13 protein-coding genes and 1 pseudogene are annotated in these 14,062 nt (G+C 31.3%); 1 reads left to right on the top strand and 13 read right to left on the bottom strand.

All coding sequences use genetic code 11. The features are described from left to right. Nucleotides 1–217 precede the first annotated feature (217 nt). The 11 genes and pseudogenes from KD050_RS18625 to KD050_RS18575 form a co-directional block, all read right to left on the bottom strand. Entirely contained in the window at nt 218–1,996 is a 1,779-nt protein-coding gene (locus KD050_RS18625) for an aminopeptidase P family protein (protein WP_211893797.1), read from the bottom strand. 19 nt (nt 1,997–2,015) lie between these two features. Then, nucleotides 2,016–3,101: an ethanolamine utilization protein EutH gene (eutH, locus tag KD050_RS18620; protein WP_211893796.1), complete on the bottom strand. Its 1,086-nt coding sequence runs from the start codon at nt 3,099–3,101 to the stop codon at nt 2,016–2,018. Between the two features lie 40 nt (nt 3,102–3,141). Beyond that, entirely contained in the window at nt 3,142–3,723 is a 582-nt protein-coding gene (locus KD050_RS18615; protein WP_211893795.1) for a helix-turn-helix domain-containing protein, read from the bottom strand. A gap of 361 nt (nt 3,724–4,084) precedes the next feature. Then, nucleotides 4,085–4,519: an NUDIX hydrolase gene (locus KD050_RS18610; RefSeq protein ID WP_211893794.1), complete on the bottom strand. Its 435-nt coding sequence runs from the start codon at nt 4,517–4,519 to the stop codon at nt 4,085–4,087. 247 nt (nt 4,520–4,766) lie between these two features. Beyond that, a complete protein-coding gene (locus tag KD050_RS18605) occupies nt 4,767–5,393 on the bottom strand; it encodes a putative bacteriocin export ABC transporter (protein WP_235754004.1) in 627 nt (208 codons plus the stop codon). A 10-nt stretch (nt 5,394–5,403) separates the two neighbouring features. Further along, a complete protein-coding gene (locus KD050_RS18600; RefSeq protein ID WP_211893792.1) occupies nt 5,404–7,392 on the bottom strand; it encodes a hypothetical protein in 1,989 nt (662 codons plus the stop codon). A 1,022-nt stretch (nt 7,393–8,414) separates the two neighbouring features. Continuing rightward, nucleotides 8,415–8,906: a DfrD/DfrG/DfrK family trimethoprim-resistant dihydrofolate reductase gene (gene dfr, locus KD050_RS18595; RefSeq protein ID WP_211896360.1), complete on the bottom strand. Its 492-nt coding sequence runs from the start codon at nt 8,904–8,906 to the stop codon at nt 8,415–8,417. A 164-nt stretch (nt 8,907–9,070) separates the two neighbouring features. Then, a complete protein-coding gene (locus KD050_RS18590) occupies nt 9,071–9,211 on the bottom strand; it encodes a hypothetical protein (RefSeq protein WP_211893779.1) in 141 nt (46 codons plus the stop codon). A gap of 227 nt (nt 9,212–9,438) precedes the next feature. Next, the gene (locus KD050_RS18585; RefSeq protein WP_211893791.1) at nt 9,439–10,449 is read right to left on the bottom strand and encodes a hypothetical protein; all 1,011 of its coding nucleotides are present in this window, start codon (nt 10,447–10,449) and stop codon (nt 9,439–9,441) included. A 1,106-nt stretch (nt 10,450–11,555) separates the two neighbouring features. Then, nucleotides 11,556–11,948 carry a hypothetical protein gene (locus tag KD050_RS18580; protein WP_211893790.1) on the bottom strand — a complete coding sequence of 131 codons (393 nt, stop codon included), beginning with the start codon at nt 11,946–11,948 and terminating at the stop codon, nt 11,556–11,558. 302 nt (nt 11,949–12,250) lie between these two features. After that, nucleotides 12,251–12,370 (bottom strand): annotated as a pseudogene (locus tag KD050_RS18575) (phage portal protein); the annotation flags it as partial. 211 nt (nt 12,371–12,581) lie between these two features. Between KD050_RS18575 and KD050_RS18570 the strand changes: the two are divergent. Then, nucleotides 12,582–12,926 (top strand): ATPase, encoded by a 345-nt coding sequence (locus KD050_RS18570; RefSeq protein ID WP_211893789.1) that lies wholly within the window; start codon nt 12,582–12,584, stop codon nt 12,924–12,926. 321 nt (nt 12,927–13,247) lie between these two features. On the opposite strand, the gene KD050_RS21420 is transcribed toward KD050_RS18570, so the two are convergent. Next, complete coding sequence (locus KD050_RS21420; protein WP_211893788.1) at nt 13,248–13,646, bottom strand: terminase TerL endonuclease subunit; 399 nt, start codon at nt 13,644–13,646, stop codon at nt 13,248–13,250. Beyond that, nucleotides 13,637–14,002 carry a terminase TerL endonuclease subunit gene (locus tag KD050_RS21415; RefSeq protein WP_211893787.1) on the bottom strand — a complete coding sequence of 122 codons (366 nt, stop codon included), beginning with the start codon at nt 14,000–14,002 and terminating at the stop codon, nt 13,637–13,639. The genes KD050_RS21420 and KD050_RS21415 overlap by 10 nt, the downstream gene beginning before the upstream one ends. Nucleotides 14,003–14,062: the final 60 nt, after the last annotated feature.

The raw sequence follows: 14,062 nt of genomic DNA, 5'->3' as shown, positions 1-14,062 counted from the left end.
TTTCTTTCAAAAAATCTTTTGAGGCTACTTATGATACAGTTTTTTCTCATGCCAGTAGCTATCTCCGTGTTTCCTTGCTTCAGTAATCTTAAAAAATGTTAAGAAAAATTCAATATTAAAAAGCCTAATTTCTCAATTTAAAGATGAGTAATTAGGCTTTTTTCCAATGCTCCATTACAGCGCCAGATTATTGAATCTTGTATTCGGGAATACCTATTTATATCTCCCTAGTTTCTTCCATTAGCCATACTCTCTCTTCTTCATTTAAATAAGGAGCTAGCCTTGTGTATACCTCTTGATGATAATTGTTTAACCATTGCTTTTCACTTTCTGTTAACATATCTTTATTGATACCGGCTAAATCAATAGGGCAATACGTGATTGCTTCAAACTTCATAAATTGACCAAACTCTGTTTTCTCGTCTTCAACTACTAACATCATATTTTCAATTCGAATTCCATATTTACCTTCGAGGTATATTCCCGGTTCATTCGTAATAATCATGCCTTTTTCTAATGTAACATTATTATTATCATTTCTTAAGCTTTGTGGTCCTTCATGAACATTCAAGAAAAAACCTACCCCATGTCCAGTCCCGCATTTATAGTCCAAACCATACTGCCAAATTGGTTGTCTTGCTAAAACATCTAAGTTAGAGCCTGTTGCTCCGTATAAATATTTAACTGAGCTTAGTGCAATAAATCCTTTTAACACCAGAGTAAAATCTCTTTTTTGTTCATCGGTAAGATATCCTAAAACAATCGTTCGTGTAATATCAGTTGTTCCATCATAATACTGTCCGCCTGAATCAATTAAAAAAAGCCCTTCATTCTTAAGAGTATATTGCGTTTCTTTATTGGCTTTATAATGCATCATCGCAGCATGTTCTTTATAACCTGCTATCGTATCAAAGCTAGGTCCAACATATCCTTCCTGCACCTTTCTGAAATCTTCTAATCTTTCTTCCGCAGTAATCTCTGTAATTTCTTCTTTATCAACAGAAGTTTTTAGCCATTTTATAAATTTCATCATGGCTAAACCGTCTTTTATTTCACACCATTTGAAATTTTTAATCTCGACTTCATTTTTAATAGATTTTAAATTAGTTGTGATGTTGGGGCTTTCAAATTTCTTTGTTGTGCTGTTAATGGCATTATATAATCTGATATTTGTTTTATTTGTATCTAGAATAACAGCATCTTCGCCTGAAAGATTTTCCAATAATGTTTGTATTTCAGCACTAGCTTTTAACTCAATTCCTTCAGCCTCCAGTTCTAATTTAACCAAAGGAGAAACCTTGCAAGAATCAATAAATAAATAGCATTTATGTTCTGCTATGATTACATTAGCTATTACAACTGGATTGTTAGGCACATCTGCGCCTCTTATATTCAGAAGCCATGCAATGTCATCAAGGGAAGTTAAAATATAATAATTTGCGCCTTTATTTTTCATTTCTTTTCTTACTTCATTTAATTTTTCTACTCGTGATTTGCCTGCATATTTTACTTCATGAGTAAAAATCGGTCCTTTAGGAATGTCCGGTCTATCTTCCCACAGATCACCAATTAAATCTTGATTCATTTTTAATACAATTCTCTTTGCTTTTAGATCTTTTTCCATCTTTTTAACCATATTAATTGAAAAAACATTTCCATCAAAGCCCACAATACTGCCTTCATTAAGAACATCTGCTAGCCATTCTGTATAAGATGGTACCCCTGGATCCATCATTCTAAATAATCTGATTCCTGAACTCTCAAGCTGCTTTTCAGCTTGAATATAGTATCTACCATCTGTCCATAACCCTGCATCATCTAATGTAATAACTACAGTACCTGCAGACCCTGTAAATCCTGATATCCATTGTCTACATTTCCAATGTTCTGCTACATATTCACTCTGATGTGCATCAAAACTCGGAATTATATAAGCAGTCATTTGTTTTTCTTTCATTAGCTGTCTTAACTTTTCGACTCTATCCCTGATATTCATTACTAATACCTCCATTTTTTTAAAGACTAAATTCTTTATTTTCACGATCATATAGCCATGCAGCTAGTACTAAACTAATTATTCCGGCTGTAAGCTTTGATATGATAAACGCTCCTAACATTTCTGGAGCTACTCCTGACACAAATCCAAATTGACCACCGAATACAAATGCTCCACTTACTCCAAAGGCAGTACTTATCACTTTTCCTTTAGGATTCATTTCGTTATATGTTCCAAATATCAACAGATTACTAGCCAAACCTCCTAGAATGCCTGCTACTGACACTGAATTAATGCCAAATTTCTTCCCTATTTTTTCAAAACTATTTTTAAAGATTCGATTAATAAGTGCTAGCATAGGATATGCTCCACCTAAAACAAGTGCGATCTTGCCTACTATAACAGTTGATTCAGAGAGTGGTGCTAATCCTGAGACAAGCCTTACACCAAATATCACATCTATACCCTGTAAAAGTAATCCAACAATACTCAAACTCATTATAAGCTTTCCAAATACATTAAAAGCTTTTATAAAAACATGAGGAGCTTTTAATAATCCTACCCCTAAAAAAATGGCAAAAACAAATATAGGTACCAGATTCCATACTAATATATTGATATTTATTTTTTGCCATAAGCCTGCTGCAAGGCATCCTATTGGTATAGTAATAATTCCAACCAACACACCCTTAGAAAAATATTTTTCATCCTCTTTAGAAAGCATTCCTAATGCGACAGGTATTGAAAAACTAATTGTGGCTCCTAAAGTAGATGCAATGATAATTCCTGAGAATGCCCCCATTTCCTCTGTCAATGCTAGCTTATTAGCCATTTGATAGCCCCCCATATCTATAGCTAAAAATGCCGCAGGAACTATAGAAGGATCTAGATGAAAAACTCTACAGATTGGAATAATGACAGCAGATAAAAAATTTGTAAATATAGGGACTAAAGAAATTATTCCTATCATGCCAAGCCCTAAAGTCCCCATGGTCTTTATGCCTTCCTCAAATTTCCCACCCAGTTTTAAATGATTTCCAGTAATATAATCAATAGCTCCGATTACAAAAAAAGAACCGATTAGATATAAAATTAATTTATCCATTGTTATTATCACTTTCTATTAATTTTATTTAATGTCTTTACTAATCAGCATCTATAGTATAAAACCCTCTACTGTAGATATAATTAGGCGTATTAACTGCTAATAGCTTGACCTTTTTATTAGTATAATTAGCCCAATTATGGGCAATATTTGAATCCATATGAACACTGTCACCAGGATATACTTCATGCCTCATATCATTTATGTAAACTGTTAATATACCCTCTAAAACATAAATGAACTCTTCTCCCTCATGCTTATAGGATAATATTTCTTCATCTTTCTTTTGAGGAAGAATTTCTATAAGCCTTGGAACAAGTTGTTTATTTTCCAAATTTGTACTTAAACTATACTTAATAAAACCTCCTTCTACTGAATCCATTATTTCTTGTTCATAACTTCTTAAAACCATATCTTCCCTTTTAAGGGGATAATCAAAAAAATGTGTTAAATGTACTTCCAAAATATCCGCTAGTTTTTCAAGTGAATCAACTGCTATGGTAGTAAGCCCCCTTTCTAATTGAGAAAGAAATCCAATAGATAGTTCGCTTTTTTCACTTAACTCTTTCAAAGTAATTCCTTTTACAGTCCTCAATTTCTTTATTTCCATTCCTATATTCATCACTTCACCCCACAATTTCATTACTGTGAATAATATAATACATATCAGAGAAACACACAATGTTTTAATGAAATAATTTCATAAGAATGAAATTCATTTGATTGTCATAAATTCTCTCAAGAAAAGTCCGAATAATTACACAATCTGACAAAAAAAAAGACGCTTGATCTTCCCCATTTGCCCTCAATAGATTCAATATCCTCTTTTTCAAAGCCCTTCTCTTAAATTAGGTAAGTAGTTAAACTTCTTGTAGATATATTTATTTGCTTGTATTGATACTAACGGCACAATTACAAATCCAATAAGAAAAAAAGGCTTTACTCCTTCTTGAAGTAAAAGCACCCGTTAGTTGATAAGAAATCTAAAAATTCTTCTGTAATAATTCTTTCAGACCATTGGGATAAAGTATCTTCTTTCCATCAATAATTTCTTCTAAGGAAATCCATTTTGTGAATGTAGTTTTACTTCCTTCTACAACTTTAAAACTTTCTTTTTCATATAGTTTGTGGTCAATAAATTCCACCAAGTAAATCTGAGTTATTTCGTGACCTATACTTCCTTCTATTCTAAAGATGTTTTCTAAACAGGCAATATAGCGTTTAACCACTATGTCCACTGCTATCTCTTCCCTGTATTCTCTTATGATAGTTTCAATGGACTTCTCACCAAGTTCAATTGTGCCACCAATTGGTCGATAATATGTACCTGTTCCCTTTGAATGCTTTCCCTCTTGTTCTTCCAAAAGAATTTTATTATTGTTTATTATTATCCCTAAAGTATTTACTCTTGGATACATAGAATCCCCCCCTTAATAAAATCACAACAAACTGACGTTCCGTATATTAAATCTTATTCAACTAAACTGCACCGTTAGTTCAATAAGACAAAGCTACCCTTACAAGCAGCAACTTTCTTAACCAAAGCACCCGTTAGCTATTATTGTTTATAAAAATTAGTACCATTTGGCATAATTGATTTAATGAATGAAGTATCATTTTTATTAAAAGTATTGAAAAAGGATCTTCACTTGAAGATCCTTTTTGCTATATATTAATGACTCTACTACAAGTTTGAGCAATATAATTATCATGAGTAACAATAACGATTGTTTTACCCTCGTTATTAAAGTCTTTCAACATTTGTATAATGACATCCCGATTTTCTATATCTAAAGAACCTGTAGGTTCATCTGCTAATATGAGTTGGCTTTCTTGTAAATATAGTTTTAGCATCGCTATTCTCTGTTGTTCTCCTCCACTTAGCTTATATACCTGTTTATCCATAAGTTTCTCTAAATGGAGAACTTTTAGTGCTTCTTTAATTTTTTGTAGTCGATCATTTTTAGACAAGTTTTTGTACTCTAATGCAATATTTAAATTCCATTTTACTGTCTCATCTTCTACCAAACCATAATTTTGAAATAAATAACCAATCTTATGACGTCTTAATAGCATTGCCTGTTTTGAATTGATTTCAACATTCTTTTGATTAAATAAATATAAATCTCCCTCGGATGGTTTTGAGATTAATCCCATTATATTTAATAGAGTTGTTTTACCCTTACCACTCTTACCCATGATTGCTACCATTTCACCGTTATTTATAGAAAAGTTAATGTTTTCAAATACCTTATTTTCATTAAACTCCTGACATATGTTTTCTAATCTCACTATTTCCAATTTAATTCCCACCATTCAAGACTTTATATATGTCTTTTACTATAAGCTTCTTATACAAATAAAGCATAGATACCAAATCATATAAGATAAACAACAAATAAATGAAAATATTTACTTTTAAAATATACAAAACAATAGAAATACCAATCATAAAAATAATCAATACAAAATTAGCTCTTAAATTCTTTAGCAAATGATACCCTTGCACATATCTTGAAGCATACCTTCTACCATTCACAATCATATCTATATAATTCGAAATATAAATAATAAAAACTAATAATATGATAAATAAGAAGACAAAAAGCTTTGCTTGATCCATTAGAAATTCATAGCTACTGAATATAGATTCAAAAGGGGTCAACAAGTTATTTGCCATATATAGATTATCTAAATCATACTGAATCAACATAATTTTAAATTCTTCTCTATCATTTAACTTAAATGCCAGCTGAGAAGAACCTAGCATATCGAAATAAAATCCACTTCCGAAACTTCCATTATCAAGTCTGATAATAGAATCTGTAAGTTCAATATCTATCTCATCTTCATAGGGAATTGAACTTAATATTTTATATTTATATCCATTGTTAATATAAATTATTTGTATATCATTAATACTAACTTCCTTACCCTTAATATCATACCTTGTATTATAGTTTAGTGTGTTATTATACTTTTCTATAAAATATTCTTTTATTTCTTCTTCGCTATTTCTGTATTTTTCAGGAACAAGTATTGTAGGGATATTCTCATTAAAATCCCAATTCACTTTAATATCAGTATAGTTTTCTATATAATTTTTATTTAAAATTATATTATTTCTTTGATAGGTATTCATTACTTCTTCTCGCGAAATTCCATTCATTGTTTGTATCAAAAAATTATCTCGAACTGGATCAAACATAACATATGCTTTATCTATATTTTCAACATACATTTGCTTTACATTGTCTGCAACTTTTTCCAACATTTCGGGATTGTTGAGTAATTTATCAAGTTCATCTGAATTTCTACCATGCGAAGAATAAAAGGAATTTAACATTTTATAGTGCTCATATTTTTTATAGACCTTATCGACCTCATCATAATAATTAATAACAAGATTCATTAGAATGGTAACAGAAAGAATTAATATAATTTTAATCAAATTAATAATAGTATATAGCCTGTTAGAAAAAATTTTATTCTTTAACGCTGCAACAACATTGGTCTTCCTTACAAAATGTTGTAATAGTAACAGTAATAAAATGATTATAATACTAATGATTGATAAAAATAAAAATAAGAAAATAGCATAGGTCCAAGAAAATTTATCGGTTATCAAATAAAATAATGAATGTCCCACAACCAATAGTGCGATAAGAATTCCTTGTATATGTAAAGTTTCCTTTATGTTCGTTATGACTATTTTTGCAGGTGAAAAACCCGTTACCTTTCTCACTGCATTCGTTTTAAACCTAAATATTGTATATATGTATAAAATTGCAAAAGTTGTGATTCCTAATATTAGAAATTGTATTAGATTATTATTAAAAATTTCACCGTAAGATATCTCATTTTTACTTAATACTTTAAAGTCTACTGCAGTTTTTTGCGAAAGTTCTTCTATTTGGTTAGTGGATAAATTTGTACTAAAATATCCAGGACTATCTATAAATTCATCTTCTGTCATTTTAAAATACCGATAAACATTATGAGAAATCCCAACAAATTGTTTTACTGAGTTTATATCTGTGTGGTAAATATCATAATAGGTATTACCATCATCTGACATTGGGTTTTTTACTAACTGAAATTCTGCGTTTTCTTCAACAAGTCCTTTATAGACTTTTAATAAGTCCTCACCTGAATTATATTCTACTTGATATTCATTTAATGAGGAATCTCCGATATTATTAAGTCCATGGATTTCATAAATGGATTTAGTATAAATATAGGAAAATATAATCATTAAACCAGACAAATAAATTATATATATTTTTTTCATATATATTCCTTCCATCACTTTAGTAAAATAAAATGTTTAAAAAGATTATCTATTATTATTTCTTTCACTAACTTAAATAGTATAGTTCATTACCACAATAATATTGGTATATATTTAAAATAGTTGGATAAATATATCCAACTATTTTAAATTGGCTACATAATAATAAATATACCCTTTTAAATTCTATTAATAATCAGTTCCCCAATTTTGATATGTGTATTTTGTACTGATTGATTTAAAGTTATAATGTGAAGATTCATCTGCATACCATACTCTATCTGCAGATACACTTGCTTCCGCTATTTTCCAACCAGATGTATGTGTTGTATTACCAACTTTAACTGATGCACTTACTGCAAGTCTTAAGTAGTATATTCAGTACCGAACCAATACAAAAACAAACTAAAAATCCAAACAACAACATAATGAGTGGTTCCACAAAATACCCCCTAGCCTTAACTATGTAGTTTTTCATCATAAATCCTTTTATAAAACTAATTTGCGGCTTCATTTAAATACGTTTGAAAAGAATTGAGGTTCCATTTTTAAATAAATTTTCCATTTTTAACAAGCAAAAATCCATTTTGCTTGTTCAACTAAACCGCACCGTTAGTTCAATAAGAAAAAAAGCTTTACTCCTTCTTGAAGTAAAGCACCCGTTAGTTGAAGAAGTATCTTTTCTTCTAAAGCCCTACTTTGTTCGTCTTGGTGTATAAATATGCCGCTTGTTTCACTAAGGATTCTAGAAATTTTTACCTTTAAATGTTAAGCTTTATACATTGAAAAAGGAGCCTAAATATGTCGCCATTTTTATTTGTCATTGTTCTTATTTTGGTTGGTGTTTTGCTAATTAGCCGTTACAATAAGTTACCTCATCCAATAACAACATTTATTTGCGTATTCGCTATTATGTGTATCATTTACACAATACAATATATCCCAATGTTGCTGCCCCGTTAGTTCAATAAGAAAAGGCTACCCTAGGGCAGCCACTTGTTTTAACTAAAGCACCCGTTAGCTTAATAAAGTTTTCTTTCATAGACATGAAAATAGTAGTTATAAGGGTTTTTATCATTCATAACCCCTTTTTCAACAGATACCTCTTTCCATTCATCGAAATTAACTTCGGGAAAAAATGTATCTCCTTCAAATTCATAATAAATTTTTGTAATATACATCTTCTCAACGTAAGGCAAGAACATATTATAAATCTGTTCTCCTCCGAAAATAAAAATCTCTTCTTCATTTTTACATAACTCAAATACCTCATCGATTGAATGGACAATTTCACAACCTTCAAAGTTTAAATCCTTATCTCTTGTCAAAATAATATTCCTTCTGTTAGGTAAAGCCCTTCCAATTGACTCAAAGTTTTTTCTCCCTAATATGATTGGATGTCCCGACGTAGTATTTTTAACATACTCCCAATCTTTTGGAATTCTCCATGGAATATCATTCTCTTTGCCAATTACTCTGTTCTTATCCATTGCAACTATTAAGGATACATTCATATATGACACAGCCTTTTCCCCTCATTTTACCATGTAATTTGGTATTTCTACTGTTATTCCTTCTTCAACTAAACTGCACCGTTAGTTGAAGTGTATCATTTCACAATGTATCGCCGAAATCTCTTGACGTTTTAGACGTAAAAAAAGAGCAAAGCATCTAAGCTTCACTCAGTTTCGTTATTTTCAATGGTGTGTCTAACAGCACCACCGCCAATAAAGTATTCATCAAATATTAAATCTAAAAACTTCTGTTTCTCTTCATCATTTAAGTTCTCAATCATTTTTAGCATATCTTCTGTCTCCATGAAAACACCTCTTTTAAGCTCTATTATAAAGGATGCCAAATAAATCAGCACACTAAATACCTGCTTCGTTTGTTCAATAAGAAAAATGCTTTACTCCTTCTTGAAGTAAAGCACCCGTTAGTTTAAGTGTATCAATCTCGTTACTCAAAAATTCTTTTAATATAAGAACTTCTCACTTTGAAGATGTTATTTTACTAACATCTGAATCAACAAAAATACTATTATATCTATTTTAAATCTAACGGTGTTTTTGATAAATACTCTAACTTTATAACAGCCATATCATCTTTATATGAAATAATGCCAAAATCATTTTGAGTTAAATAAAACGTCACAGCTGCGTTACGTGGAATAAGCAAGCTATTAATCAACATCTCTTTTGTTGTATAATATGTGCCAATAGGTTGAATATCCTCTATTGGTGTTATTTTTTTTATGCTTATATAATAATGACCTACTGGTAATTTATAATCAAGATTATTATACCAAGATTTTTCCCAAATAGAAGCATATCCAAAACTATTAATCACATTATAAGGTTCCGTGGAAACATAAATAAGTGTATTTTTCTCAACTTCACGTAATTGTTTTGCTGTTAATAATGGACTTTCATAGGCTATTGTTTTTTGTGTAGTAATATAATATCCACTTGGAATACTTTGTTTTTCAACTACCTTAACATCAGAGCCTGGAATAAATTCTTTCACCTTATATCCTGCAGTTTCATGTTCACCAGAATAATCTAATTCAACCTGTAGCTTACCATTAACAATTGTGTATTTCTCAATATACCAGAACCAACTTGGACCACGTGATTCTTCATTTTTTAGAATTGATCCATGCTGCTTTTTATTTTTTAATATTCCCTCACGTGATGAAACGATTAATGCAGAATCACTAAAGAATGATATTCGTAAATTCATTGGCACATCTTTAAATACCACAAGGTCTGTTGTTTGTACGCGATAACCGCTACTCATCCAGTAATAAACTTTTCCATCATACTTTTCAACATCATAAACCCGAAAATAATTATCCTTCTTAACTACCATAGATACAAATTTACCTGAACTATCTTTCTTATAAACTTTTACATCCTTTGTAAAAGTCATTTTACCGGATTGGTCTTTTACAATTTCTGCCCCATCCCATACCACTTTTTCTTGTGCTTGTGCTGGTGATTCAATTGAGAAGAAACCTGCTCCTATTAATAGTAATACTATGAACCATTTTTTCATCGTCTACCACTCCTTTCCTATTTCAGTTTCATCAAATGTAGCATACTTAGATGTGTATATGAACAGTACAATATAATTCACTTACTTATGCTACGGTTCATCACTAACCTAAACAACTATTTGAAAAAAATAACAGTAACGCATTCCTCAACTAAACTGCCCCGTTAGTTTAGTGTAATGTTTCACAAGCTTTCATTACGAATGGTTTCTGATTTCCTATTTATAGTTCTTTCAATAATTAATTTCATTGTACTTAGATCCATTAGTATATTAAGTTCAACAAAAAGAGCGTGAATCCCTTCATTCCAGAATCAACGCTCCTACTTATTTTATCCGTTCTCTCCAAACCCTTTTTCAGGCTCCACTCGTTCAAACACAACTTTTTCTTCATTTATTCCTTGTTCTTTGTGCGATTTTCGGTCGTTTTTGCGTTAATCCTTCTTTCCTTAACTTCTCGGGAAAGTAAAAAACAGCCGAATCTTTATATCTCAAGAGTTTCAGGTTTTTTGATTCCAATATGTGCAAGTCTATTAAATAATATTTCCATCAAAAAAAAGATTTGTATGTATTTGAGAAATTAAGCCCATATAACTTAACACGTTTTTTTAAACAAATGATTATCTCTCAAATATTAAGGGATATGTTTTCCACAAAAAAATAAAGCATAAACTTTCCATTTGTTATCGTTTATAATTTCAGGTTGCTACTGAATCGATAAATTCGGTAGCTCTGTCATTAGCTTCACAAGGTTTCCACCAAACTTTAGCAGATTACATTAGTACCAACTTCGTTCACAGTGAAAATCCGATTTTTACAACCAATGAGATTTTGGCGCATCACGTTCCTTCATTTAATTCATCTATCGAACGTATAGGAGATGACAAGTTATTTATATATGTAATTTGATTACAGGATTACTTTTTAAGTATAATCTTGCCTAAAATAGAATTAAGTATATCCTTGCCAACTCGGCAAAGATATACTTAAAATCACACAAGACTGTTTGAATCCAATAATTTCTTAGTATGGAGACGGTGGGAATCGAACCCGCCTCTAGAACTTACCAAACGTTATTAAAGGTCACAAATGTAATCCTCTTTAATACATTAGTCATCATTTATTTTAATGACTATTATGACAAACATTTTAAGAATCGTGTAGTAATCTATTTCGTATTGTTTCTCATTATTAGTATTTGTTCCATGTAAGTATTTAATTTTTATATCATTACCATTGGTAAATTTTGATTTATTGAAATAACAATCAAGATAATCTTGTTCATTTCTTGAAAACAGGCTATTTTCAAAATCAACAAGATTGCCAGCACTTAACTCCTCTATTAATACTTGTATATCCGCAGGATAATGCCAATAACTCATTACTTCTTTATAATACAGTTCCTTAAGAACATATATGACTCTTTGGTCAACAAACTCTAAGTGACCCATGCTACTTTCACTGATAAAGTCATTATCAAATAACCATTGCATTCTTTTCAATTGATACTCTTGAAAATCACTTCTAGTTAATTTTTGAGAAATCATCAAATTGAACAAATCTTATATTTCTCTTCCTTATTTGGTAATTAGAAAATGCTACTCTAGTCAGAAAACAATAAGAATGAAGCAAACAGTTTATTTTATATTCTCCCCATATAAATTAACCTTGAATGGGATATTGCCATTCAAGGTATGGTTCTGCTCTACGTTAAACATAAAGTTTTACTTATAAATTAAGAAATCTTGAAATTCTTAAATAAAAATCCTCACAAGCATCTTCTTCAGTTTCAAATTTCTTTAATAAAGATAGTTCCATTGGTTGCAAGTTTCGAGTTATCAATGCCCCAAAATGTTCGACCCATCCACGAACTGAAGTTATATCCAATACCCTTCCATCCAGATGCGGCACCTTTAGCGGCCATTCTAAATCGTTGATACCATTTCAATTTCTCCCTCCTTTCGATGTCAAGCAGTGCAATTAACAAAGCTTGAATTTGTAAAGTTTAATAATAATCTCTCCTAGAATTTTATAGCAAATTGATTAATCTACTTAGAGCATTAATGGAGCACTGAATACAATGAATATATAGTCTGCAGATTATAAATCTATAAATGTAAGGAGGTGTATTTTAAATGCCTTTAACAACTGGACCAATTGAAAACCAAGGAAATCTACCTGCTAATGCAACTAACGTTCGTGTCAAAATTCTCAATCGTACAGGAGGAGCACTTACTGGAGTAGTTAGAGTTTTCAGACTTAATGGAACAAGACAATTACTTTCATCAGCTAACTTCAACGTAGGTGCTAATGCTTCTGGTTTTGTAACCCTTAGTTTAGTGGGTGGAGCGTCTCAATATGAAACTGAAATTGTTCCTAATCAAACCGGTGGAATATATACTGCCTACGGAAGAACAGCTTCAGCTAATATCATTACCGCTCAACGAGTTTTACACTCAGAATTAGTACAGATTCTTTAGTTTTAAAAAGAGATTTAAAAAGTTAAAATTGGTTTAGTAGGGCTGTGCCTAAGTCAATAAATTTATCGACTTTTGGACAGTCCCCTTATTTTATGTCTTTATACCTTTTTGCGTGAAAATCCAAGTAACCCCATTCTCCATAATTATTCAGCTTCTACATAAGCCTTATTTGATAAAAGACTATCCGTATCTAACTTTAATTTCGGTTTTCAATCTTTCTTCCAGTGAGCTTATATGACTTAGCAATCGTTTAACCACCTTATATTTGCAGTCTCTACAAATCATTCACAGAAATAAAACTTATATCACCACTACCAAAATTCATTTCTGCAAATCTAGCTTGTACAAATCCTTAATTACTGCTGCTATTGGATCTATTCGCTCTCTGGATTTTCGCTTTGACAACCGAATATTTTCATTTACATCAACCTCTGTAACAGCATTCCCGATGGACCATGTTAAAAGTTCATCTCCGTCAGGAGTGATTTTCTGTTGATAGACTTGCTCTCGAAAATCTTTTGTCGGCTCGCTAAGTGTTGGATAACCTTGCCGGACTTCCACGACAACAAATCCGTGCGCAGACATATTTTGTGCAAATTGCGTTGCTCCGTATGGGTCGTAACAGAAGACGATGGGGTTCCACCCATTCTCCTCCACAGTTGTTATAATCCAATTTTCAATGAAACTATAATCAACTACTGCACCAGGTGTTACAACCACCCCTGGTCCATCCACAATTGATAAGGTACTTTATCCTTTGCTTGCCGTTCTCTCAAAGCATCCTCCGGCATGAAGGAATGTTGTTTTACATGGAATCCATAATATGTTGGAAAAATCAATCCTGTGGAAGACAAGTCGATTTTTTTAGATAAATCAACTCCGATATAAACATCAAAACCAGTAACATCCACATTCTCTCGAGCACAAGCATTCCATTTTGATAATGGCATATAGCCACCTTGCTTTTGGTCAATCCAGATATTCATGTTTTTCGTAAGGAAGTTGCGCATTTTCTCTGGCACATCGAGGTACTGGTTGCCGTGGTCTAGCCATGCTATCACCTCTCTTTCATTCAAAAATATTTCATTTAGGGAACTTTGTACACGGAAGATTGCCAACCGGTGTAGGTCAAATTT

Source organism: Psychrobacillus sp. INOP01 (assembly GCF_018140925.1).
Lineage (GTDB): Bacteria > Bacillota > Bacilli > Bacillales_A > Planococcaceae > Psychrobacillus.
This window is presented reverse-complemented; position numbering and strand designations above follow the sequence as displayed.

Excerpts from the sequence above, each read along its gene's own strand:
- dfr (WP_211896360.1), bottom strand. The coding sequence starts at position 8,906 with ATGAATGTATCCTTAATAGTTGCAATGGATAAGAACAGAGTAATTGGC.
- KD050_RS18600 (WP_211893792.1), bottom strand. The coding sequence starts at position 7,392 with ATGAAAAAAATATATATAATTTATTTGTCTGGTTTAATGATTATATTT.
- KD050_RS18610 (WP_211893794.1), bottom strand. The coding sequence starts at position 4,519 with ATGTATCCAAGAGTAAATACTTTAGGGATAATAATAAACAATAATAAA.
- KD050_RS18590 (WP_211893779.1), bottom strand. The coding sequence starts at position 9,211 with ATGGAGACAGAAGATATGCTAAAAATGATTGAGAACTTAAATGATGAA.
- KD050_RS18585 (WP_211893791.1), bottom strand. The coding sequence starts at position 10,449 with ATGAAAAAATGGTTCATAGTATTACTATTAATAGGAGCAGGTTTCTTC.
- KD050_RS18615 (WP_211893795.1), bottom strand. The coding sequence starts at position 3,723 with ATGAATATAGGAATGGAAATAAAGAAATTGAGGACTGTAAAAGGAATT.
- eutH (WP_211893796.1), bottom strand. The coding sequence starts at position 3,101 with ATGGATAAATTAATTTTATATCTAATCGGTTCTTTTTTTGTAATCGGA.
- KD050_RS18570 (WP_211893789.1), top strand. The coding sequence starts at position 12,582 with ATGCCTTTAACAACTGGACCAATTGAAAACCAAGGAAATCTACCTGCT.
- KD050_RS18625 (WP_211893797.1), bottom strand. The coding sequence starts at position 1,996 with ATGAATATCAGGGATAGAGTCGAAAAGTTAAGACAGCTAATGAAAGAA.